The 23,409-nt window shown below is 39.3% G+C and carries 25 protein-coding genes and 1 tRNA gene; 10 read left to right on the forward strand and 16 right to left on the reverse strand.

Annotation, left to right across the window (positions count from 1 at the left end):
- The 7 genes from ilvD to HNQ85_RS12920 form a co-directional block, all read right to left on the reverse strand.
- Entirely contained in the window at positions 1 to 1,710 is a 1,710-nt protein-coding gene (gene ilvD / locus HNQ85_RS12890) for a dihydroxy-acid dehydratase (RefSeq protein WP_181538121.1), read from the reverse strand.
- A gap of 599 nt (positions 1,711 to 2,309) precedes the next feature.
- Entirely contained in the window at positions 2,310 to 3,443 is a 1,134-nt protein-coding gene (locus tag HNQ85_RS12895; protein ID WP_181538122.1) for a conserved virulence factor C family protein, read from the reverse strand.
- A 16-nt stretch (positions 3,444 to 3,459) separates the two neighbouring features.
- Positions 3,460 to 5,358, reverse strand: coding sequence for an ABC-F family ATP-binding cassette domain-containing protein (locus HNQ85_RS12900; protein WP_181538123.1), 1,899 nt, complete (start codon positions 5,356 to 5,358; stop codon positions 3,460 to 3,462).
- Positions 5,339 to 6,001: an HD domain-containing protein gene (locus HNQ85_RS12905; protein ID WP_181538124.1), complete on the reverse strand. Its 663-nt coding sequence runs from the start codon at positions 5,999 to 6,001 to the stop codon at positions 5,339 to 5,341. Before HNQ85_RS12905 ends, HNQ85_RS12900 begins: the two co-directional genes overlap by 20 nt.
- 108 nt (positions 6,002 to 6,109) lie before the next feature.
- Positions 6,110 to 6,592 carry a glutathione peroxidase gene (locus tag HNQ85_RS12910; RefSeq protein WP_181538125.1) on the reverse strand — a complete coding sequence of 161 codons (483 nt, stop codon included), beginning with the start codon at positions 6,590 to 6,592 and terminating at the stop codon, positions 6,110 to 6,112.
- A 97-nt stretch (positions 6,593 to 6,689) separates the two neighbouring features.
- A complete protein-coding gene (locus HNQ85_RS12915) occupies positions 6,690 to 7,217 on the reverse strand; it encodes a hypothetical protein (RefSeq protein WP_181538126.1) in 528 nt (175 codons plus the stop codon).
- A gap of 17 nt (positions 7,218 to 7,234) precedes the next feature.
- On the reverse strand, positions 7,235 to 8,923 hold the full coding sequence (locus tag HNQ85_RS12920; protein ID WP_181538127.1) for a formate--tetrahydrofolate ligase: 1,689 nt from the start codon (positions 8,921 to 8,923) through the stop codon (positions 7,235 to 7,237).
- 174 nt (positions 8,924 to 9,097) lie between these two features.
- Between HNQ85_RS12920 and metA the strand changes: the two genes are divergently transcribed.
- Positions 9,098 to 10,006 (forward strand): homoserine O-acetyltransferase MetA, encoded by a 909-nt coding sequence (gene metA / locus HNQ85_RS12925; protein WP_181538128.1) that lies wholly within the window; start codon positions 9,098 to 9,100, stop codon positions 10,004 to 10,006.
- An 81-nt stretch (positions 10,007 to 10,087) separates the two neighbouring features.
- Here metA and HNQ85_RS12930 read toward each other — a convergent pair whose 3' ends face one another.
- Complete coding sequence (locus HNQ85_RS12930; RefSeq protein ID WP_181538129.1) at positions 10,088 to 10,345, reverse strand: transporter suffix domain-containing protein; 258 nt, start codon at positions 10,343 to 10,345, stop codon at positions 10,088 to 10,090.
- An 837-nt stretch (positions 10,346 to 11,182) separates the two neighbouring features.
- On the opposite strand from HNQ85_RS12930, the gene HNQ85_RS17855 reads away from it, so the two are divergent.
- The 3 genes from HNQ85_RS17855 (at position 11,183) to HNQ85_RS12945 (ending at position 13,678) form a co-directional block, all read left to right on the forward strand.
- Positions 11,183 to 11,269 (forward strand): YjcZ family sporulation protein, encoded by an 87-nt coding sequence (locus tag HNQ85_RS17855; RefSeq protein WP_281363470.1) that lies wholly within the window; start codon positions 11,183 to 11,185, stop codon positions 11,267 to 11,269.
- Between the two features lie 252 nt (positions 11,270 to 11,521).
- On the forward strand, positions 11,522 to 12,664 hold the full coding sequence (locus tag HNQ85_RS12940; protein WP_181538131.1) for a diglucosyl diacylglycerol synthase: 1,143 nt from the start codon (positions 11,522 to 11,524) through the stop codon (positions 12,662 to 12,664).
- A gap of 18 nt (positions 12,665 to 12,682) precedes the next feature.
- Complete coding sequence (locus tag HNQ85_RS12945) at positions 12,683 to 13,678, forward strand: metal-dependent hydrolase (RefSeq protein ID WP_181538132.1); 996 nt, start codon at positions 12,683 to 12,685, stop codon at positions 13,676 to 13,678.
- A 16-nt stretch (positions 13,679 to 13,694) separates the two neighbouring features.
- On the opposite strand, the gene HNQ85_RS12950 is transcribed toward HNQ85_RS12945, so the two are convergent.
- Positions 13,695 to 14,375, reverse strand: coding sequence for a methyltransferase domain-containing protein (locus HNQ85_RS12950; protein ID WP_181538133.1), 681 nt, complete (start codon positions 14,373 to 14,375; stop codon positions 13,695 to 13,697).
- A gap of 71 nt (positions 14,376 to 14,446) precedes the next feature.
- Between HNQ85_RS12950 and HNQ85_RS12955 the strand changes: the two genes are divergently transcribed.
- Positions 14,447 to 14,680: a DUF3892 domain-containing protein gene (locus HNQ85_RS12955; RefSeq protein ID WP_181538134.1), complete on the forward strand. Its 234-nt coding sequence runs from the start codon at positions 14,447 to 14,449 to the stop codon at positions 14,678 to 14,680.
- An 18-nt stretch (positions 14,681 to 14,698) separates the two neighbouring features.
- Positions 14,699 to 14,848 carry a hypothetical protein gene (locus tag HNQ85_RS12960; RefSeq protein WP_181538135.1) on the forward strand — a complete coding sequence of 50 codons (150 nt, stop codon included), beginning with the start codon at positions 14,699 to 14,701 and terminating at the stop codon, positions 14,846 to 14,848.
- A gap of 128 nt (positions 14,849 to 14,976) precedes the next feature.
- On the opposite strand, the gene HNQ85_RS12965 is transcribed toward HNQ85_RS12960, so the two are convergent.
- The 4 genes from HNQ85_RS12965 to HNQ85_RS12980 form a co-directional block, all read right to left on the reverse strand.
- Entirely contained in the window at positions 14,977 to 15,162 is a 186-nt protein-coding gene (locus tag HNQ85_RS12965) for a hypothetical protein (protein ID WP_181538136.1), read from the reverse strand.
- A gap of 75 nt (positions 15,163 to 15,237) precedes the next feature.
- Entirely contained in the window at positions 15,238 to 15,708 is a 471-nt protein-coding gene (gene rraA / locus HNQ85_RS12970) for a ribonuclease E activity regulator RraA (protein ID WP_181538137.1), read from the reverse strand.
- Positions 15,709 to 15,832: 124 nt separating this feature from the next.
- A tRNA-Gln gene (locus HNQ85_RS12975) sits at positions 15,833 to 15,904 on the reverse strand.
- A 771-nt stretch (positions 15,905 to 16,675) separates the two neighbouring features.
- Positions 16,676 to 17,143: a helix-turn-helix domain-containing protein gene (locus HNQ85_RS12980; RefSeq protein ID WP_181538138.1), complete on the reverse strand. Its 468-nt coding sequence runs from the start codon at positions 17,141 to 17,143 to the stop codon at positions 16,676 to 16,678.
- Positions 17,144 to 17,921: 778 nt separating this feature from the next.
- Between HNQ85_RS12980 and HNQ85_RS12985 the strand changes: the two genes are divergently transcribed.
- From HNQ85_RS12985 to HNQ85_RS12995, 3 genes are all read left to right on the forward strand, one after another.
- Positions 17,922 to 18,404 carry a DUF2975 domain-containing protein gene (locus HNQ85_RS12985; protein ID WP_181538139.1) on the forward strand — a complete coding sequence of 161 codons (483 nt, stop codon included), beginning with the start codon at positions 17,922 to 17,924 and terminating at the stop codon, positions 18,402 to 18,404.
- 10 nt (positions 18,405 to 18,414) lie between these two features.
- On the forward strand, positions 18,415 to 18,636 hold the full coding sequence (locus HNQ85_RS12990; RefSeq protein ID WP_015593591.1) for a helix-turn-helix domain-containing protein: 222 nt from the start codon (positions 18,415 to 18,417) through the stop codon (positions 18,634 to 18,636).
- 107 nt (positions 18,637 to 18,743) lie between these two features.
- Positions 18,744 to 19,535 (forward strand): DUF817 domain-containing protein, encoded by a 792-nt coding sequence (locus HNQ85_RS12995; RefSeq protein ID WP_181538140.1) that lies wholly within the window; start codon positions 18,744 to 18,746, stop codon positions 19,533 to 19,535.
- A 291-nt stretch (positions 19,536 to 19,826) separates the two neighbouring features.
- Here HNQ85_RS12995 and HNQ85_RS17860 read toward each other — a convergent pair whose 3' ends face one another.
- Positions 19,827 to 20,588 (reverse strand): IS3 family transposase, encoded by a 762-nt coding sequence (locus HNQ85_RS17860; protein ID WP_281363465.1) that lies wholly within the window; start codon positions 20,586 to 20,588, stop codon positions 19,827 to 19,829.
- Positions 20,589 to 20,879: 291 nt separating this feature from the next.
- Entirely contained in the window at positions 20,880 to 21,011 is a 132-nt protein-coding gene (locus HNQ85_RS17865; RefSeq protein WP_281363466.1) for a transposase, read from the reverse strand.
- 938 nt (positions 21,012 to 21,949) lie between these two features.
- Here HNQ85_RS17865 and HNQ85_RS13005 point away from each other — a divergent pair.
- Positions 21,950 to 22,702 (forward strand): L,D-transpeptidase family protein, encoded by a 753-nt coding sequence (locus HNQ85_RS13005; protein WP_246326867.1) that lies wholly within the window; start codon positions 21,950 to 21,952, stop codon positions 22,700 to 22,702.
- A gap of 227 nt (positions 22,703 to 22,929) precedes the next feature.
- Here the strand turns inward: HNQ85_RS13005 and HNQ85_RS13010 are convergent, their stop codons facing one another.
- Positions 22,930 to 23,388, reverse strand: coding sequence for a VOC family protein (locus HNQ85_RS13010; RefSeq protein WP_181538142.1), 459 nt, complete (start codon positions 23,386 to 23,388; stop codon positions 22,930 to 22,932).
- Positions 23,389 to 23,409 lie beyond the last annotated feature (21 nt).

Below are 23,409 nucleotides of genomic sequence, written 5' to 3' on the forward strand. Positions count from 1 at the left end.
TTATTTTACTTTCACAATCTGTTTTTCTTCCTCGAACAAATCAGTAACCGCTCCTTTAGACGCACAAGACACTAACCGCGCATACTTTGCAAGAACTCCTTTTGCCTTCAGCGGTGGTGCTGTCCACTCCGCGCGGCGGCGTTCAAGTTCTTCGTCTGACACATGAACAGTCAATTCCTGTGTCTCACTGTCAACCGTGACTAAATCACCTGTTTTTAATAACGCAATCGGCCCGCCGACCTGCGCTTCCGGGGCGATATGACCGACGACTAAACCGTGCGTTCCGCCTGAGAAACGACCGTCCGTTAAGAGAGCGACGCTTTCCCCTAATCCTTTTCCAACTAAAATCGCTGAAATGGAAAGCATTTCTGGCATCCCCGGACCGCCTTTAGGACCCTCGTAGCGAATCACAAGGACATCGCCCGGCTGAATTTCATTGTTTAAAACAGCTGCTGTTGCTTCTTCTTCGGAGTCAAATACTTTTGCCGGTCCTGTTAAACGTTTCACTTTTAAACCGGAAACTTTTGCTACTGCCCCATTCGGCGCAAGATTGCCTTTTAAAATAACAAGAGGTCCTGTTTCCCTTAGCGGTCGATCAAGAGGATAAATCACCTTTTGTCCTTCTTTTAAATCCGGCCATTCCGCTAAGTTTTCCGTGACCGTTTTTCCAGTTACTGTTAAACAATCACCATGAAGCAATCCTTCTTTTAACAACAACTTCATCACAGCTGGAACGCCGCCTGCTTCGTGTAAATCCTGCATGACATAGCGGCCGCTTGGCTTTAAGTCAGCAATATGCGGTACTTTCTTTTGGATGCGGTCAAAATCATCGATTGTCAAATCGACATCTACCGCATGGGCGATCGCTAACAAATGAAGAATCGCATTGGTTGAGCCACCAAGTGCCATGACAACCGTAATTGCGTTTTCAAACGCTTTTTTCGTCATAATATCTTTTGGATAAATGCCTTTTTCTAGCAAATTGTAAACGGCCTGTCCTGCCTTATAGCAATCCTCTAATTTCAACTCCGTTTCCGCCGGATTGGAAGAGCTTCCTGGAAGGCTCATTCCGAGCGCTTCAATCGCTGATGCCATCGTGTTCGCTGTGTACATACCGCCGCAAGAACCAGCTCCCGGACAGGCATTACATTCGATATGATGCAATTCCTCACGGCTAATATCACCTTTATTATATTGTCCAACTCCTTCAAACGCAGAAACGATGTCAATATCTTTTCCATGGAGTTTCCCTGGTTTAATTGTACCGCCATAAACAAAAATCGCAGGCACTTCAGACCGTCCAATCGCAATCATACAGCCCGGCATATTTTTATCGCATCCGCCAATCGCCACAAATGCATCTAACCGTTCCGCGCCAACAACCGTTTCAATCGAGTCAGCAATAACATCGCGGCTCGGAAGCGAATAGCGCATTCCTTCCGTCCCCATCGAAATTCCATCCGAAACGGTAATCGTATTAAACACTAACGGCGCTCCGCCCGCGTCTTTAATCCCTTTTTTCGCTTTGAGAGCAAGCTGATCAATATGTATATTACACGGCGTCACTTCACTCCATGTACTAGCAACACCAATCATCGGCTTTTTAAAATCTTCATCCGTAAAGCCAACGGCGCGAAGCATCGCCCGGTTTGGCGCCCTTTTTACATCATCACTGATTACTTTGCTTCGATGTCGCAAATCTTTTTCCATTTTTATTCCTCCTAGCAATCTATTTTCTAACAAATATAGTACGTTTCACAAAAGTTTTCAATATGTTTATAAAATTTTAACAATTAATTATACGAATTTTCTTACAAATAAATGTGTGACAAGATCATTTTTATGCGATTTCGAATTTCTATAGCCAATATAAAAAGGAGCTTTGTTATGAAACTTTACGAAGAATTTACGAAGATTGCGCAAACTTTATTTTTATTCAATAGAAATGGATGCGGCAGTAGATGAATCGAATTTCGTCTAAAAAGAGCGTGTCATCCAACGCATAATAAGGCATAAATCAATGAGCAAACCTAATGAAAAATCGAGAAAGTTATATTGCTCGTGTTTCTATTATTTATGAGCCCTGTGTTAAGTGTCCTATAGTTTCTTCATTTCACTACGTTCTTAATGTTCTAGGGGCAGTATGGACTTTTCTTTTGTTTTTGCGATGCTCATTACATGAATAAGCCTTTTTCGTTTGTACTACGCAAGATTCGATGATTTCTATTTCAAGCAATACAAGAATGGTGACTAGCATCTTCACTATGAAAAAATCGCATGCAATTCTATTTTGCATGCGATTTTTCTTGTTACTTCTCCTCTTTTTTTCGACTTTCCGTCATTTGCTTCCAAACAGAGCCTTTTGCCTCTTCGCCGCCTTCAATTCGTTCAATCGCCATTTTGACTTGCATGCTTACCTCAAACTCTGGATCATTTTCTGCCGCTTTTAAAGCAGGAAGAGCGGATTCGTCCCCTACCTCATACAAAAACATTGCCGCGCGCCAGCGGACTAATTTGCTTGGGTCTTTTAATGCCTCAATCATCACTGGTATTGCTTCTGGATCGCCGATATCAGACAAACAGTCTCCAGCTGTGCGACGCACGGAAACCGCTTTATCTTTCAATGCTTCATAAAGATACGGAAGCACTTTCTTGCCGCCAATCATTCCTAAATAAGCGGTGGCAAGACGGCGAATCGCCACTTTTTCATCTTTTAATGCCTTTGCCAACACCGGCAAATCTTCTTCAGTTGGCTCTGCCATTTGTTCTAAAGCCGCATAGCGTTTCGTCCAATCTGGGTCATCAAGCATTTCTTCCGTCACTTTAAAGCTTGACCGTTTTTGCGTTTTCGCTTGCTCGCCGCTTTTAAACATTTGTACCATCCGCTCTAACCGTTCAGGTGGATAGGCGGCAGACAGTTCTTCAACCACTTCTGCACCGATTTCCTCAAATGTTCCATAGCGTACGCCTTTTTCGACCCATTTTCGCTCAAGAACAATATTTCCGGCATGTTTCTGAGCTTCTAAAACCGCATCCATAAACGGCTGCGGCAAACCGACTCGTCTTTCTTCCTGACCGTCGGTTAGCTTCACCTGCATCGGCAATCCATAAAGCATTTGAACGTAGACTTTCACTTCGCCAAAATGGTCGTTACGGACTTGTTGATTGTCTTGAATATGGTCCACATCTTCTCCAAACGCTTCGCGCACTTTGGTTAAAATCTCTTTCCAGTCATATTTCGGATTTCGTTCGATTGCTAAAAAATCAGCCACATGGTAAATGCCTTTTACTCCTTCAATTTTCATTAATTGTTGAATGATGGCTGGTGCCTTCTCAACATTATCCGGCTTATAGTTATGGCTTGTTCCAAATGGAAGTTCTTCGTCTAGTAGAACTTTCATTGTATTCGGACTTGGTGTAGGTTCAATGGATTTAATGTTCATTACTGTTCATCCCCTTTCACTTAGATTGTAATGCTTCCACAAGTTCAGACAGTTCCGCCCAGCGTTCAAGCAGCGCATCGAGTTCTGCACTTAATTGTTCATGTTCGGACGCTAATCTTTGCACTTTTTCGTAGTCGCTCGCCGATTGTTCCATTTCCAAAGTAACTTCCTGTAATTTCGTCTCCAATGCAGCGATTTTGTCCTCGATCTCTTCCCATTCTTTTTGTTCCTTATAGCTTAGACGGCGCTTGGCAGGTTTCGCTGCCTTTGCTTGTTCTTTCACCGGGGTTGGCTTTGATTCTGCGCTCTCTGCTTTTTTCTTGAGTTGCTCTTCTAAATAATCGGAGTACTCTCCAAAATATTGAGCAATTTTCCCGTTTCCTTGAAATATGAGTAATTGTTCTGCTACTTTGTCTAGAAAATAACGGTCGTGAGAAACGGTGATGACCACACCCGAAAATGTCTCCAAATAGTCTTCCAGAACGGTTAATGTTTGTGTATCCAAATCGTTCGTCGGCTCGTCAAGAAGTAACACATTCGGCTCTGTCATTAAGATTCGCAACAAATACAAACGTCGTTTTTCTCCGCCTGACAATTTGTGAATAGGCGTTCCGTGCGTATTCATTGGAAATAAGAAACGTTCTAGCATTTGCGCCGCGGAAATCATTTTTCCATCGGTCGTATGAATGACTTCCCCAGCTTCTCGAATGTATTCAATCATTCGTTTATTTTCATCCATATCAACATTTTCTTGCGTGTAATACGCGATTTTCACCGTTTGCCCAGTTTCAATTTCCCCCGCATCAGGTTGGATACGACCAGCGAGCAAATTTAACAATGTTGATTTGCCGCTTCCATTTTGCCCAACAATACCAATTCGGTCACCTGGCTTTATAATGAAGCTAAAATCATCGAAAATCACTCGATTGCCGAATGCTTTGCTTACATGTTTTAACTCTAACACTTTTTTACCAAGACGGCTGCCGCTTAATGAGATATCTAGACTGCTCTTTTGTTCCATTCCAAGTGACTGCTCTAGCTGTTCGAATCGTTGTATGCGCGCTTTTTGTTTCGTTGTCCGCGCTTTTGCTCCTCTTCTGATCCAAGCTAGCTCGCGGCGATATAAGTTTTGCCGTTTTGCTTCTGCCGCAAGCTCCTGCTCCTCTCTCAGCGCTTTCCCTTCTAAAAATGCTGCGTAATTTCCTGTATAACTATATAGTTTTCCATGATCTAATTCCAAAATTCGATTTGTCACACGATCTAAAAAGTAACGATCATGCGTGACAAGCAAGAGGGCTCCAGTGTAACGCGACAAATACTCTTCCAACCAACGAATCGTTTCATAATCTAGATGGTTCGTCGGTTCGTCTAAAATGAGTAAATCTGGCGTTTCAATGAGCGCTTGTGCTAAAGCAACGCGGCGCTTTTGTCCTCCAGATAGCTCACCGATTTTTCTTGTCATGTCTTCGATTCCTAATTTTGAAAGAATCGCTTTAGCATTCGAGCTTGCTTCCCATGCGTTCATCGCATCCATTTGTTGCTGGCAGCGAAAAAGACGTTCTTGCAATTTATCATCAAGAGGATTTTTCTCAAGCTCGGCTAAAACTGTTTCATAGTCACGCAATAAACGAATAAGCGGTGTATCACCGTAAAACACTTGTTCTAATACCGTTAAGTTTTCTTGAAAATCAGGCTGTTGCGGTAAATACCCGATCGAATAGTCTTTTGAATGCGTAATCTGTCCGTCATCCGCAAGCTCAACACCAGCAATAATTTTCAGTAACGTTGACTTTCCTGTCCCATTCACACCAATGATGCCGATGCGTTCCTGTTCTTTAATCGTGAACGAAATATCGCGAAATAACGTTTTTTCCGCATAACTTTTAGACAAATTTTCAACCGTTAACATCTTCATCTTGCTCATCCCACTCTTTATAAAATTGTTGTAAAAAACGCTCCATAAATTCATGACGCTTGCTAGCGATTTGTTTCGCACTTTCCGTATTCATAAGATCTTTTAGTTTTAATAATTTTTCATAAAAATGATTAATCGCTGTACTGCGGCCTTGTCGGTATTCTTCCTTCGTCATCTTCTCTCGGTAAGGAAGGTTTGGGTCGTACATAAGGTGTCCGCGATTTCCCGCATACATAAACGTACGGGCAATGCCGATAGCACCGATGGCATCGAGACGATCCGCATCTTGAACAATCATCCCCTCAATGGTGTTGGGCTTTTTTCCGTGTCCCCCCTTAAACGAGACCGAGGAGATAATTTCAATAATATGCTCTTTATCGTAGTTGGACAGCGGCATTTGTTCGAGCCAAGAGGTCACGGCGGATAATCCCTTTTCTTCACTTCCAGCGATTTTTTCATCGGCTACGTCATGGAGAAGCGCGGCCATTTCGACAATAAATTCATCGGCGCCTTCTTTTTTCGCAAGCGCAATGCTCATACGCCGAACACGCTCGATGTGCCACCAATCATGTCCGCTTGCGTCATTTTCAAGCAACATTCGTACATATTGTTCTGTCTTTTGAACGATTTCGCGTTTATCCATATCAGCCCTCAGCATTCGATTGTTTTTTCGTTAACTATTGTAACAAAGGAGCATTTTGTTTGCCTAACGAAAACTGTCTCCCCCATCGGAGAGACAGTAAGCCATCCATTACATATTTAAGAGTTTTTCAATCTCCTGTTTTAACTCGCTTGGTTTTGTTTGTGGGGCAAAGCGGCTGATAACGTTTCCGTTTTTATCCACTAAAAATTTGGTGAAATTCCATTTAATTGATTTTGTTCCGAGAATTCCAGGCGCTTTTTCTGTTAAATAAACAAATAATGGATGAGCATTCGCGCCGTTTACATCAATTTTTGCGAACATCGGGAACGTGACTCCATAGTTTAACTGGCAAAAGCTTTCGATTTCGCTTTCTGAGCCTGGCTCTTGATGACCGAATTGATTGCAAGGAAACCCTAATACTTCAAACCCTTTATCTTTGTACTCATCGTAAAGTTCTTGCAGCTCTTTATATTGTGGAGTAAAACCGCACTTGCTTGCTGTATTGACAATTAACAGTACCTTTCCCTTATAGTCAGCCATTGATTTTTCTTCACCGCGAATCGTTTTGACAGTCATATCATATATGCTCATGCAAAAATCCCTCCAAGTTATATGTATACTTTTTATCTTAATCGAGTTAGAGAGTTATTTCTACTTTAAATATTCCAAAGAAAAGCGGGATGTAACACTACATCCCGTAAAATGGTTGCAACCGCCGAAGCGACTCGATGACATACGGAATCATCTCTTGTAAATCATCAACATTTCCTTCATCAATTAACCGATCAAATTCGATCGTAATCAGATTATCGTATTCGTTTCTTTCGCCTTGATATTCATGTGCCAACGTTTGACGAATAATACGATTACTTCCCCAAATGTTCGTCAAAACTTCTTTAATACGGAAACATGTGGTTTCACTTTGCTTAATGGACATGTTAAAGGCAATTTCCAGCACGCACCCCGGCTTAAGATGGTTTTGTGCGAGCAATTCCCCGGCGATATGCTCAAGTTTTGTTTGTAACGTAATGGTACATGTGACGCTATCCGTACCATATTCCCGCAGTTGAAATGCAATTTTATACGTTCTGGAAAAATGGGCAAGATCCATTAAGTCGTTTCGATCTGTTACAATGATGACTCCGTCTAAATCAAGGTCATACACTGCACCTTCAAGTACCGTTTTTAAATTATCAAACACCGTCGGGTCAAACATGTGTGCTTACTCCTTTTCTAGAATAGACCAACCGCGTTTCCATTTTCATCGACATCCATATTTAACGCCGCTGGCTTTTTCGGCAAGCCCGGCATCGTCATCATATCACCGGTTAAGGCGACGAGGAACCCCGCACCAATTGCTGGTTTAAATTCGCGCACTGTAATCGTAAAGTCTGTCGGTCTGCCAAGTTTGTTCGGATCATCAGACAAGGAGTATTGCGTTTTTGCCATACAAATCGGCAGCTTATCCCAACCAAACGCAGCAAATTGCTCGATTTGTTTTTTCGCCTTCGCAGAAAACTCCACGTCTTTTGCTCCATAGACCGTTTGCGCAATTTTACGAATTTTATTAGGAATGGATTCGTTTACATCATATAAAGGAGCATACGAGTTATGGCCTCTTTCAATCACATCCAATACTTTGCGGGCTAAGTCGATTCCTCCTTCTCCACCTTTTTCCCATACTTCTGTTAACGCAACTGGATAACCGTGCTCTTCGCAAAACGCTTTTAATGTATCAATCTCCTTTTCAGTATCTGTCATAAAGCGGTTAATCGCCACAACAAATGGCAAGCCGAACGCCTGAATCGTTTCAATATGTTTCTGTAAATTACTCAAACCAGTGCGCAATGCTTCGACATTCTCCATATGTAATTCCTGCTTTGAAACGCCGCCGTGCATTTTTAATGCGCGTATTGTTGCGACGATGACAACCGCCTCTGGCTTCATCCCGGCAATGCGGGCTTTCATATTCAAAAACTTCTCTGCACCTAAATCAGCACCAAAACCTGCTTCCGTTACAACATAATCACCGAGTTTTTGCGCCATTTTTGTCGCAATGATGCTATTGCAGCCATGGGCAATATTCGCAAATGGACCACCATGTATAAGTGCCGGAGTATGTTCGATGGTTTGTACAAGATTCGGTTTTAACGCATCTTTCAATAGAAGCGTTAACGCTCCTTCAACACCAAGATCAGCAACAGTAACAGGTTGCTGATCAACGTTATACGCAACAACAATTTTTGAAAGGCGCTGTTTTAAATCTTGCAAATCCGTCGCTAAACAGAAAATCGCCATAATCTCAGAAGCAACGGTAATATCAAAACCATCCTCACGCGGCACCCCTTGAACTGGTCCACCTAAACCAACGACGACTTGTCTTAAAGCACGGTCGTTTAAATCAACAACTCGTTTCCAAACAATGCGTCGCGTATCAATGCGTAATTCATTTCCATGGTGAATATGGTTATCAATTAACGCCGCTAAAGCGTTATTTGCTGCTGTAATCGCATGTAAATCTCCGGTAAAATGAAGGTTAATATCCTCCATCGGCAACACTTGCGAATATCCGCCACCTGTCGCTCCGCCCTTTATTCCCATTGTCGGTCCAAGAGATGGCTCACGCATAGCGATAATCGCTTTCTTTCCTAATTGATTTAACGCTTGTCCAAGACCAACTGTAACAGTAGATTTTCCTTCTCCGGCTGGAGTCGGATTAATTGCCGTTACAAGGATCACTTTTCCGTCGGGTTTCGTTGACAATCGTTTCATTAGATCAAGGGAGATTTTCGCTTTATAGTGGCCATATGACTCAAGTTCCTCTTCTAAAATATCGAGTTCTTTTGCGATTTCTTGAATCCGTTTTAATTTCGCCTCTTGAGCAATTTCAATGTCCGTCTTCATCTTTGTTGTCGTAGTCATGTTCCTTCCTCCAACGTCAAAAAATTCAAAATTTCGCAAACCATGATTATTTTATCATAACCATTTTTCTCTCCCAACGAAAAAAACAAGTATTCATAAAAAAAAAATAATTGAACAATTTTTTTAATATTTTTATAATTATCTTATTTAAAAAGAAAAGGAGGTTGAGTATCCTTGCCAATTAATATTCCCCGAAATCTCCCGGCTAAAGAGGTATTAGAACAAGAAAATATTTTCGTGATGGATGAAGACCGTGCGTATTCCCAAGACATTCGCCCATTAAATATAGTGATACTTAACTTAATGCCACAAAAAGTGAAAACAGAAACACAGCTGTTGCGTTTGTTAGGAAATTCACCTCTTCAAGTGAACATTACATTTTTGCGTCCGGAAACACATGAGGCAAAAACAACGGGAAAACATCATCTTAATCAGTTTTATACAACGTTCCCACAAATTCGCCACCGCAAATATGACGGTATGATTATTACAGGTGCACCTGTGGAACATTTACCGTTCGAAGAAGTTACATATTGGCAAGAACTTACAGAAATTATGAAATGGACAACAACAAATGTGACATCCACGTTGCACATTTGCTGGGGAGCACAAGCAGGTCTTTACTATCACTATGGCGTCCCAAAATATATGCTGCCGCAAAAATGTTTCGGTATCTTTGAACATCAGGTAGAAAAGAAAAATGTCAAACTGTTGCGTGGTTTCGATGATATATATCGTGTTCCTCATTCCCGTCACACGGACGTATTACGCGAAGATATTGAAAAAGTACCTGATTTAACGATTTTATCTTCATCTGAAAAGGCAGGTATTTGCCTTGTTGCATCAAACGATGGCAAACAAATTTTCTTAACGGGACATCCAGAATACGATGCTACAACTTTAAAGGAAGAATACGAACGCGATCTCGCTAAAGGGTTGCCGATTCAAATTCCAGAATCCTATTTTCCTGACGACGACCCGACAAAAGAACCTCGCAATACTTGGCGTTCACATGCAAACTTGTTATTTGTTAACTGGTTGAATTATTATGTATATCAGGAAACGCCGTATGAGTGGGAATAATTCTTTTCTCTTTCTATACTTAAGATAAAAAAATGAGGTGATCTCAAAAGGGCCAATCCCTTACGAGACAACCTCATTTTTTTATGACTGGTCGTTCTCTTTTTCTCTTTTCTTCCATTTGAACAGCGATTTTCGATATTTTTCCACGACATCTTTTCCGACGATGACTGCACCAAGCCAAAACAACACTTCCGCCATGACTACCGAAACACCTGCAATCCCCACTTTTATGGTTGTTGAAAACGGCAAAAACGGCACCGCAAAAGGGATTAGCCAAAATATTGTTGAGATAATGATAAAAGCCCAACCTACTCGTTTATTTGCTATTTTCCTCCACATCATAAATTCCCCTTATTCATAAGTTGAGTGGACTAAATAATTATAATATAATATATTCTTCCAAATCATCAGTAGTAAACAAAATAAGAAAACTTTCATTAACTGGCGGTCTTTACTGTTTTTTTATTACTGTCATCCACTGGCATAAAGGCAAAAATGGTGATAAACGCGAATTCCGTTGCTGATAAAAACACTAAAAGATAGCCTTTCCATATAACTAACGCCCGAACTGTCGACACCTTTCTTTTTACATAAAATGAAAAGCTTCCTCGCCTTTATTTTAAGGTTTTGTTGTATGTTCACCTACTCAAATACTTCTTTTTACCTCCATATAACTTTATTGTCATATAACCGCTTATTGCCCTATCTTTCGAGAATGTGTATAATCGAGAATTAGTGAATGTCACACCGTGATTCGCCAGCACAAAAACATCGTTCGCCATATTCTTTTAAAACTTCATGTAAGTCGACAATAATCGTCAAAGGGTTCGACAAACCTATTCACGAATAGTTATTATATTATAGAATAATAGAATAGAAAGCTTACAACATAGAAAGGATGATTCATTGTGCGCTCGGAAAGACGGAAACAATGGAAAACTCATTGGAAAAAATATAAACATCTTTATAAAGGACCTCGAATGGAGAGAAGAAATAAATGGCGGCATAAATGGGAGGAAAAATATGTTGCCAGTTAACATTTAGAGAACCCTGCCAAGTTTGGTTGGGTTCTTCCTATTTTCTGAGATTTGTTCACTATGTATTGAATTTCCCGCTTTCAACCATTACCTTTCCATCGCTTATTTAATAAGTATTATATATAGAAATGAATATTTGATGAGTTCTTCCGGAAACAATGTTGCGTTCATTGTCATGTTGTTTATTTTATTCATTATTGTTGGCTGTACATGTATGAGTTATTAGATAACCATTGAAATACGGTCCCTAAAGTGAAGGGCTGTCTCAAAGGTTTAGACTCCTGCGTCTCGAATGTTAATGAGCATCCAAACTCTGTTGGATTCTCAGGCGTCAAACCTTTATGAGACGCCTTTATTTGTTTACAGATTTTTTACATATTTCTTGAACTTTTCTTTGTTTCACTTCATATTATCCTAACATTTGTTTGCTATTTTTATAAAAAAGGTTTCTTTCACTATCCAAACAGGAGCGGTGACAATGGAAAAACAAAAGGTTCTTATCTTAACAGCAAGCTATGGAAACGGGCATATTCAAGTGGCAAAAACGCTTAAAGAAGAGTGTCATAAACAGGGAATTAACGAAGTGATCATTTCTAATTTGTTTGCTGAAGCCCATCCTCTTGTAAACGATATTACAGAGTATTTGTATTTAAAGTCATATACAATCGGAAAACCACTTTACCGTTTTTTCTATTACGGAATGAATAAAATGTATCATACAAAAATTTTAAACTGGTACTACAATTTTGGAAAAAAACGCCTTATTTCTCTCATTGAAGCGGAAAGACCCGACTTTATTATCAATACGTTTCCAATGATTGTTGTTCCGGAATTCCGCCGCCGCAGCGGAATCTTTATTCCAATATTTAACGTGCTAACGGATTATTGTTTGCATAAAATTTGGCTTCATCCAGAAATTGATAAATATTATGTTGCCACAGAAGATTTAAAGCAAAAAATTGTTGACTTTGGCATTCCTGAATCCATCATTGAGACAACAGGAATACCAATTCGTCCCGTATTTGAAGAGCAAATTTTACCTTCATCCTTATTTAAAAAATATCATTTATCACCGGCCAAAAAAGTAATTGTCATTATGGCTGGCGCTCATGGGGTTTTAAAAAATGTAAAAGAAATATGCGAAACGCTGTTAACACAGACGGATTCACAAATTGTAGTTGTATGCGGCAACAACACATCGCTTATGCTTGAACTAGAACCTTTAACAAAAAAATTTCCAGATCCATTACGTGTATTTGGTTATCTCGAGCGCGTGGATGAACTGTTTCGTATCACGACTTGTATGATTACAAAGCCCGGCGGTATAACGCTTACAGAAGCGGCCGCATTAGGAGTACCATTGATTCTTTACAAGCCAGTGCCTGGGCAGGAGAAAGAAAATGCACAATATTTTGCGAGCAAAGGCGGAGCTGTAATCGCCAATCAGCTAGAAGATATTTATATGACGATTTCCTATTTATTGAATAACGAGGAAGCATTGTTGGAAATGAAAAACGCTATGAGACAAATTCACAAACCTCATTCCGCGAAAAACATCATCCATGATATTTCAAATACGGTTGAACAATTAAAACTAAAGCGTTTCGCCAATTTATCGTAACGTTAGGGAGGAAAAACGATGGACACATTAACGCATACAACGATGGGTCTTGGCCTTGCGTGTCTAGCTCATCTTGACCCACATGTTTCCACGTCTTCAGAAATGGCTTTAACGGTAACGTTCGCAACTGTTATTGGCTCCAACGCTCCTGATTTTGATATCGTTTATAAAATAAAAGGCAATAGCTCATACTATCGCAATCATCGCGGCAGTTCCCATTCGATCTTTGTCATACCGTTGTGGGCTTTTGCGATTACTGGAATCCTTACATCTTTTTCACCTTCTATTAATACAGTCCATTTGTTCACTTGGACGCTTTTAGCTGTCATCTTACATGTATTTTTCGATTTGTTTAATGTATATGGCACGCAAGCGGCGAGACCGTTTTCAAAAAAGTGGATTTCCTTTAACTGCATTCCTCTTTTTGACCCATTTATATTTGTTTTACACATCATCGGATTTGCATTGTTGTTTGTCGGCTTCCATCCAGAATATACTTTTAGTGTTGTTTATTTAATGATCTTTGGTTATTTATTGGAACGCTTATCCAGTTATAACCGTACTTTAGCATGGCTGAAAAATGAAGTGAATTTGGACGGAAAGTATACACTCATTCCAACCGTACGATGGTGGAAATGGGATGTTATTGTTGACACAGAGAACATGATTTATACTGGAACGATCAACTATAAAAAAGTAGAGTGGCACGATGCATTTTCTAAACAAATGAAAAATGAAAATCTCATCGAGAATGCCAGCAAAGATCAAAAGGTACAAGATTATTTGGCGAGTACGGATTATGCGTATACTCAAGTGACAGAAAAAGATTATGGTTATGAAGTCCGTTGGTTTGATTTACGTTTTCGCAATAAACAGACGTATCCTTATATCGCTGTCGTATCATTAAATCAAGAAGGAAACATCTTATCCTCGTACACTGGCTGGATTTATGAAAACAAAACATTGTATAAAAAATTACAGCTGTCTAATCATCAAAAAATGCTTCCGTCATAGACGGAAGCATTTTTTGTTACACTTTGCGCAACATAAATAACCACATAAACGTTAATGCCTGTTTTAATTCAGTAGGAAGATTAGCAACCATTTTCTCAGAAACGCCTCTTTTGTAAACACCTTGACCGTCAACAAGCTCCCAGCCATTTTCTTGTACCAATTTTTCAAATTCCCACGGCATCATCGTATTGCAAATAACCGGCTCCCCATAAAGGCGGCGATAACTGTTCATTCTTGGAGCAGCAGTTGGACCAAGCAACCCGACACAAAGGAGATGTCCGCTTTTTAACACTCTTCTCATTTCATTAAGAGCTTCAAGCGGCCTCTCTGTCCACTCAATCGAGTTAATTGCCATCGCTCCAGAAAATGTTTCGTCTGGAAATGGTAATTTCGTTAAATCTCCTTGGAGAAATTGGAGCTGTTCATTCTCCCCTCTCGCCTTTGCCTTTTCAATCATCTCGCTTGAGAAGTCAATGCCAACAACATGGTATCCAACTTGAGATAATTTCCAAGAACCATAACCGTCTCCACATCCTAAATCAGCGATATAGCTTCCTTTTGGTATGTACTTTGAAATAAACGGAACAATGGTTTTACGGCTGCCATGTTCCCACATTTCTTCACTGCTCTGATTCCAAAAGTGCGCACGTTCATCCCAACTCTTTTCTGCTTCTTTATGCCAATTAAACGTCTTCACAAGTTTAGCACCTCATTTGTATAAAAATTTCCTTACCGGAGATGATAAAAGATGAAAAGGAGTGACTGATTATGGGTCAACAAGAAACGTTCGTCGCTGTACAAAAAAACCACGAAGGTGACATTATTAATTTTAAAACTTCTTCAGGACGAGTGCTATCGTATCGAAAAGCATTAATGGAAATAGAAAACGGTGCGATTACTGGCGTCAATATTTTTACAGGCAAAGACGGTGAACATTATATTCGCAGCAATGCTGATGGCGTTCAGGCAAACAATTTAGATAACTTACCTACATTTTTCTAAACAAAAAGGGGGTTCATCATGACAAAAAAGTATAATAAAGGAAGCATGAACCAAAATTCACCACAACAAGATCCATCCATTTTTTCACAAGAAGCGATTAGTGGTGACAACAGTAAAGGCAATAAGCGTAATAAATCACAAAAAGATAAAAGTGACTTAAATGATTAAAAGCTGAGAAGGGGCTGACCCAAAAAGTGTCTGACCTCACGCGAAATCCATCATATATAGTATTCTTTATCCTATATATGGTGGTTGCAAAGTCTGACACTTTTCTTTAAGGTCAGCTTTTTTTGTCTTTATTTTGAAATCTTAATTGCTGGAGTGTTGTTGTTTATATAGGTTGGTGGCATGTCTGAATGTGTATCATTCGCATAGAATGATGCATTTATACTAAATTCCGCCATGGCTGTTTCATCTTCTGTCATTTCGTTTCTTTCTAAAGGTTCATTTGTAATTACACTTTTGTCCTCGTGTTTTTTCATATACTGCTATCCCTCCTTTATGGATAGCATGCGATGATTTGATTGATCTCATGTATTCATTTCGTGATTAGCTTCTTATAACGGTAATTCAGAAATAACAATCCCATCACTATCAGCATAAACATACGAACCCGGCGTCCAGCGTACTTCACCAAATTCAAGAACAACATCCCGTTTCCCTTTTCCTTCTTTTTTACTTTTTACCGGACAAGTTCCAACCGCCATCACGCCAAGCGGCATCATCGCTATTTCTGCTGAATCACGAATACATCCGTTGATAATCACTCCAGCTAATTCACGCTCGCAGGCAATTTGCGCAAGACGATCCCCTAAAAGAGCGCAATTTCGTGAACCTTTTCCATCGACAACAAGAACAGAACCTTTCGGAACCGTCTCAAGTGCTTCACGAACAAGCACATTATCTTCAAATACCTCTACTGTGGCAATCGGTCCTGAAAATTCTTTTTTTCCCCCATAAGAATTTAACGATAATTTACAAACTTGCAGCTGCTCTAAAAATTGATCACATAAATCAGCTGTCTTCACGATGTATTCCCCTTCCCCATCATGATTCATACATAAGTATATTTAGACAACCAAGAAACAAATTCCTTTAAAATTCAGAAAATAATAAAAGGCAAAGCTTGTTGATCGCTTTGCCTGAATGCGACTGGGCTAGCTGGATTCGAACCAGCGCATCACGGAGTCAAAGTCCGTTGCCTTACCGCTTGGCTATAGCCCAATGATATAACTTCATGAAATCACTTCTTTGAATATGCTACATGAGTTAGCATCGCAGGATGATTTCCCGAATTTCAGAAGGAAATTGGGGAAATCATCCGACATTGACTTAGTTTATCTTACAAACACAATATCATGTTCCTTGACTCAACACCGCACGATCATTTCAAGAATTTCTGTTAGGAAGTTCGGCAATTTATCCGACTTTGACATACTCACTCAAAAATCCCGTTAAATCAAACGTACTTTGCGATAACTGCCAATGTAGTTAAGCGGTGTACCTAACGTATTCAATTGTAGTATGACCATGTTGATATTACAATATGCGTAAAAAAGATAAAAAAATAACGGGATTTCCACCCGTTTCGTTTTTTGCGTCTTTTATCGTTATTCCCTCTTTTATTATATCGTCTACCCTCTTATATTTTGCGCCGTGCTTGTCGGCAATTTCCTTTAAAGTTAACTGATTTTCGGCTAAATCACGTTTTACATGGAACGCAAAAGGATGGGGATAAAAAACGCAGGAGGCAGCGAGGTATCTTAATTTAATAACGGTCTATTAATCGTGTTTATCTCTTTATATCGCATCCCTTTCCTGCGCTTATATTCAAATATAAAAATTATTATTTAATTTAGAACGCAATATTTTGCGTTCAACGAAGTTCTAACTTCGTTAGTGGAATATTAATTCTAGTTAATAAATCTAGTTAAACGGTAAAAGTTACGAATTAAAAATGAAGTTTTTACATGCTTCTATGCGTAAAAATTACTTCTAAAACCATTCATCTAACTTTTCCATATCTATTATCGTTTCCTCCCTTTTGCTTTTATATTTCTCGAGATTGCGTTTCGAGCGTTCTTTTTCTTCGTCTCGCTTTGCTAATGCTTTCTCATAGTTAGCTTTTGCTTCTGGAAATTTTTTAAATAGTTCATTTTTACTTAATGGGTAGTACGGGATGTATATATTATTTTTGGTTGTTCTACTTCTCTTGATAAGACCGCATTCCTCTAAAACCTTTAAGTGTTCCGACGTTGTTTTTTCGCTCTTTCCGTAAGCAAATGCTAACTCATTAACACTTGGGAATGCGTATCCCCAATCAGCGTTATAATAATCAACTATTAGCCCGTACAAATAACACATTTCAGCTTTAAAATTCGGCATGTAGATATAATTTCGAAGGTCGGAAGGTAAACGAATGAAAGTTCCCTCCGCCTGTGTTTTATCATACACTTTTTTCATACTTTCCCTCCTAAAGTAGATTCGGAAGGCTCGAAGTCCTCCCGTGTACTTTAGGCAGTTTTTACGTTTGATACATTTAATCGCATATAGTAAGCTAAAACTATCGTCGTTTTACTACTCGGGACATTTTATCGCCTGCCTCCAAATACGGGCACTCGGAGGCAAAGAGACCTCTTTCGTTATGCTGCGAGAGGGGGTGTTTTTTATTTGTCGCTATGACATTCGTATGTCCCCACAAGGTAAAAATTTGTGCTCGTAATTTGTGAGCACTAGCAGAAGGGGAAGCGAGATGGGGTCTTTTTGGGGTACAACGACCTCATAGAAGCCCAATTTAAAACGAGTATTCTCCTCCGAATACACAAACTTCGCAACGTCTAAAACCTTTCAAAACAGGCGATAGACGGCTTAAAATCAATGCTAAAAATTTATATACCTCTCGAGCCTCTGTGAATGCCATCCCAATTCCCTGCGACTCGTAGCGATGAGATAATAAAAATCGATTTCGTTTGTGTTTCGTTTCGGACCGTTAAAAAAGTCGATCTTAATCGTTTAATCTCTTGTTCAATTAACGGGGCAGTTTAGTTGAACAAGTTATAAATTGAATAGCTTGAAGTTATAGAGCATTTCTTTGTAATGAGGAATGCTTTTTATCTTTGTCTAAAATTAAAAGGATATTTATATAACAATAAGAATATAATTAAAAACGATAATAATTTATTGCAAAACGATAAATATCCTGTTAAAATCAAATTGAAAATAAATAGGAGAGGTGCTTTTTATGAAACAAGGATCAACATTGTTTTTAAAAATAGCTGTTTTTATTATCGGAACTCCAGTTCTTGCTTTATGTATATTTGGGTTGCCTATGTTAGCTAAAGAAGCAGCAGAAAGTAATTCGGAGTTCGCTTATGTACTATATGGCTTTTTAATAGTTATGTATGTATCGGCGATACCATTTTTCTTCGCTCTGTATCAGGCTTTTAAACTTTTAAGTTATATTGACAAGAACAAAGCTTTCTCGGAATTATCTGTAAAGGCTTTAAAGAATATAAAATACAGTGCCATCACAATCAGTATCTTGTATGTGCCGGGTTTGCCATTCTTCTATAACGTTGCGAAGTTAGAAGACGCCCCAGGTATCATGCTAATCGGATTGGGCATTATTTTTGCTTCAACGATTATTGCAGTCTTTGCTGCTGTTCTCCAAAGGCTTTTACAAGAAGCCATCGATATAAAATCAGAAAATGATTTAACAGTCTGAGGTGAAAACAATGGCAATTATAATCAATATTGATGTGATGCTGGCTAAAAGGAAAATGAGCGTAACAGAACTCTCGGAGAGGGTTGGAATAACAATGGCTAACCTTTCTATATTGAAAAACGGAAAGGCAAAAGCGATTCGATTTTCAACTTTAGAGGCAATTTGTAAAGCATTAGAGTGTCAACCTGGAGATATTTTAGAATACCGAAGTGATGAAGACACCCAAGATTAATAAAGTAGGAAACATTGAAAGGAAAAGAAAGTCATTCGGCGGTGAGATAGCTACTATACTAAGCAGGACTTGCATATATTCAGAAAAAACCTTTGGAGGCACAAATCATGAGAGCACTAAAACAACTCGTTCGTTTTGGTTGGGAGCAGGCCCTATCATGTTTGTTTCCTGTCGTTATTTTTGCCTCTTTGGCTTTTACACAAATTATGCCACTTCCCTTCCTACCACGGTATGACTGGCTGCTCATCATCTGCCTTCTGATGCAGTGGTGGATGGTGCGTTCTGGGCTTGAAACACGGGATGAACTAAAGGTTATCACATTGTTCCACCTTATTGGACTTGCTCTTGAACTTTTCAAAGTACATATGGGCTCCTGGTCTTATCCAGAGGAAGGATATTTCAAAATTTTTGGAGTGCCTTTGTATAGCGGATTCATGTACGCAAGTGTAGCGAGTTATCTGTGCCAAGCGTGGAGGAGGTTTAAGGTTGAACTGGTTAAGTGGCCACCGTTTTTGGTAGTTGTACCTCTTGCAGCTGCGATTTATTTGAATTTTTTCATCCACCATTATTGGATTGACGTTCGTTGGTGGCTATCTGGACTTGTAATTATCGTCTTTTGGCAATCATGGGTCACATTCGAGGTTGATGGAACTCGTTACCGTATGCCACTCGCACTTTCTTTTGTGCTCATTGGATTTTTTATATGGATAGCCGAAAATATCGCAACGTTCTTTGGAGCTTGGGAATATCCAAACCAAACCGATGCATGGAGTCTCGTTCATCTAGGAAAGGTGAGTTCATGGTTCTTATTAGTGATTGTTAGCATTCTTATAGTAGCGACGTTAAAGCAGGTTAAGGAAAAAAATTCCACTAGGATAGCTACTAGTCAATTTTTATAACTGTTAAGAACCCTCTTTTAAAAAAGTCGGATCCTTAGCATAGTAAGGAATTCGACTTTTTTTAGGGTTTAAGTTCTCCTAGCGTACAAAATTCCGAATAAGATAAATTTGAAAAAGCAACGTTCGAATTGTTGCTTTTTTTCTTTATAAATAGCTTTTAATGCCGCAATGTATTTATTAGGGGTTCTTGTGAAAATATTCACTTAAACTATAGGGGTGCGATAGTTGAACAAGATATAAAAAGACCATTTATTGGTCTTACCCCTGTCAAGTAGACAGTTATAAAAAAGACTAAGCAACCAGTGTGTTCCGGTATTCTATCGGTGCACACTGGTTGAGTTTTTTCTGAAAGCGTTCATGATTATAAAACCAGATGTATTGTGCGATGGTTTGTAGAAGTTCTTCCTCTGTTTTACATCCTGAAAAATAGAAGGTTTCTGTTTTAAGATGGGAAAAAAAGGACTCGATGCAAGCATTGTCCAAGCAGTTTCCTTTCCGTGAATGACTGCCTAACATTCCATACTTCTCCATCCAATGATTATATTGTTTGGATGTATACTGAAACCCTTGATCAGAATGCAGGATGGCTCCTTGCACGGTTCGATTTCGCTGTAATTCTTCTACCGTGTCCATCACTAAGGAAAGGTCATTCCGGGATGAGACCTTCCAAGCGACAATTTCATTGTTATACAGATCTTGTACCACTGATAAATAATAAAATTGGTTCTCCAATGCCACATACGTAATATCCGTGACAAACACCTGATTAGGGGATTGGGTTTGGAATTTTCGATTCAAGCGGTTCGGATGTACAACGGACGGGTTTGTCCCAAAATAGCGCCGTTTCTTTCGGATGACAGATTGGATGTTCAACTCTTTCATGAGTCGGTAGACACGTTTATGATTGATTCGCAAGCCCTCTTTTTGAAGCGCTATTCTCATTCGTGGATCCCCGTAGAATGGGCGTGTACGGTGGATAGCCATGATATGTTCCTTTTCAAGACTTGTTCTCGTTTTTGCCGTGCTTCTCGCGCCTCTTGTGTGTGATGCCATTTATAGTATCCGGATCGAGAAACATCAGCGATTTCAATTAACCACGTCAACCGGTATCTTTGACGTAACTCGTCTATAATGGCGAACCGATTTACTTTTCGAATTTCCCCTCCCCGTGTAGATTTGGATACCGCTTTTTTAAGTATTCGACCTGTGCTTTCAGATAATCTCGCTCTTCCTCCACACTTCGAAAGATCGTACGTGGACGACCAATCAATGGATTGTCCTGTGTATGTTTACCGCATTGGTCAGAAAGAGATTCACCGTTTCGATATTTCCTCACCCATGTTTTCACTTGGGTGGAACTAGGAATAATTGTTTTGCAACGGCTTGATAGCTCATTCCTCCGTTCTCATACAAATGAATGGCTTGTAACTTGAACTCCTCTGTATACGATTGAAATGTTTGTCCTTTTTTCGCCATGAAAAATCCCCTCCAAGTATAGTGTAACACCCAACGATTAAAAATGGGCTTTTTACACTGTCTACTTAAAGGGGATAATATCATTATTTTCGGTCTTTTTCTGTGGTCAAAAATCAACATTGAAACAGAACCAAAAAAGACGGCTATTTCTACCGCCTTATTATCGCAACCACTCTCGTTCTAGTAATCGATAGAGCGTCCCTGTTCCAATGGATAGCGTTCTGCAAATATATCTTACCGACGACTTGCCCTCTTTATACCATTCGAGAGCCTGCTTCGCCTTCTCTTCTTTTTTTCCGTCGAGGGACACTTCAACCTTGCATCCTTTAAACTTGCCCTCTTTCTTACTATCTCGATGCCTTCTCGTTGTCGTTGCAGCGTGAGTCCTCTCTCTAACTGCGCAAGAAACTTCATGAGTTACTTCTCTGACTGTGCTACATAAGTTGACACCGCAGAAATATTCTTGGAATTTCTGCAAGGAAATTTCGGAAATAATTCAACATAAACTTTGTTCAACTAGCCACCCTTTTAAAACCACAGGATCATTTCAAGAATTTCTGTTAAGAAGTTCGACAATTTATCCGACTTTGATATACTCGCCCAAAAATCCCGTTAAATCAAACGTATTTTGCAGTATGACCGTGTTAATATTGCGATATGCGTAAAAAAGATGAAAAAATATTTTATGTACTTTAAATATCGTAGTTATTTTTCGATAAGCAACGTCTTTTATTGGTTTGTTAATCAAATCAATAAAAGACGTTGTTTTTTTGTTTTGACGGATTTTGCTCTACAAATTGATCACTTATATTGTACTGCACCAATTGATATATTACATAAAATGGATAATATTTGAATAAATGGAAGTGACTCCCCGCTACATAAGTGAATATATAAGTGATTGTTAGCACTCAAAACTTTGAAAGGGGAGGATGAGATTGATTAAAAAATGGTTTATCATCTTTGTGTCAGCCTTTGTTTTGTTTTTTAGTATTGGTGTTACCTCTAGTTCTGCCGCAGGAAGCCAGTTTATTATCATTAACAAGGCAAACAATCAGCTTGCTTATTATGAAAACAGCCAGTTGAAAAGAGTATTTAAGGTCGCAACTGGAAGAAGCCCATCGCTTACACCAGAAGGCAAATTTAAGATTGTTAACAAAATTGTTAACCGTCCTTATTATAAGAAAAGAATTCCCGGTGGTGACCCTCGCAATCCACTCGGCAACCGTTGGCTCGGTTTGAACGCTCGAGGAACATGGGGTACGACTTACGCAATTCATGGTAACAATAACCCGAGTTCCATCGGCAAGTATGTCAGCAGTGGCTGTGTTCGAATGTACGATGATGAGATAGAATGGTTGTTTAATCGAGTGAAAATCAATACGCCTGTTATTATCATAACCTCTAGAAAATCTTTTGACTCTATCGCGGCAGCCAACGGTTTCAAAGTTACTCCACATCATGGCACACCTACTGTTACAAATGGAGAAATCCTAAAAAAAGGAAGCCGCGGCAATGCTGTTCGAGAGCTTCAACGCAAGCTTACTTCCCTTGGTTATAACACGAAAGGTGTAGACGGGATTTTTGGTTCAAATACAGAACAGGCAGTTCGTCAATTTCAAAGAGACCATCGTCTAACAGTAGATGGTATTGTCGGTCCGGCTACGAAAAAAGCGCTTAAGAGTAAATAATTAAAATAACATGGATAGAGAAAACTCTTATCAAGACCTAAATTATAAAAAACTTAAAAATAAAAGGAGAATACAGATTAGACATGTCTAATCTGTATTCTCCTTTTTATTAAATGAAAGCGCCCTATTATTGAAGAGCGATAAAAAATGGTCAACTTGGAAGCCATAAGTAACCTTCAATTTAAGCACCCGTTCGAAATAAACCATAAAAAGAGTTTTAGAGAACATTATTTCTTTTTATTAAACCATTCTTCTAATGTCATCATTTCAAAATCTTCTCCAAAATCCAATCGTAAAGGTGTAATTAGCTCAATTGAGTTTCCATCTGGGTCATCAAAATAAATTGCCGCATGTGCTTGTGGATGATTAGGTAATACAAGAGGTTGTTTTTCAGACGGGAATCCAAAAGATGTTCGCACCAAAATGCCTTTCTGCTCTAACCATTCTTTCGCTTGTTTAATGTCTTCCAAATCAACTTTAAACGCAATATGTCTTAATGAGGGATGATAAGGGGTTTTTACTTTGTCAGTTTCCCAAAGTCCTAACCAACTGTTTCCTTTTTCCACCCAGAGAAAAGCTAATTTTTCATTTTGGTAAGCAACCTCTAACCCTAATTTCTTATAGAAATCTATCGAATTTGAAAGATTACTTACTGGCAAATGCGCTTCATACAATCCCTTTATCATTCCTTAGACTACCTCCTATTT

This window comes from [Anoxybacillus] calidus (assembly GCF_013760845.1).
In the GTDB taxonomy this organism is placed as follows: domain Bacteria; phylum Bacillota; class Bacilli; order Bacillales; family Anoxybacillaceae; genus Paranoxybacillus; species Paranoxybacillus calidus.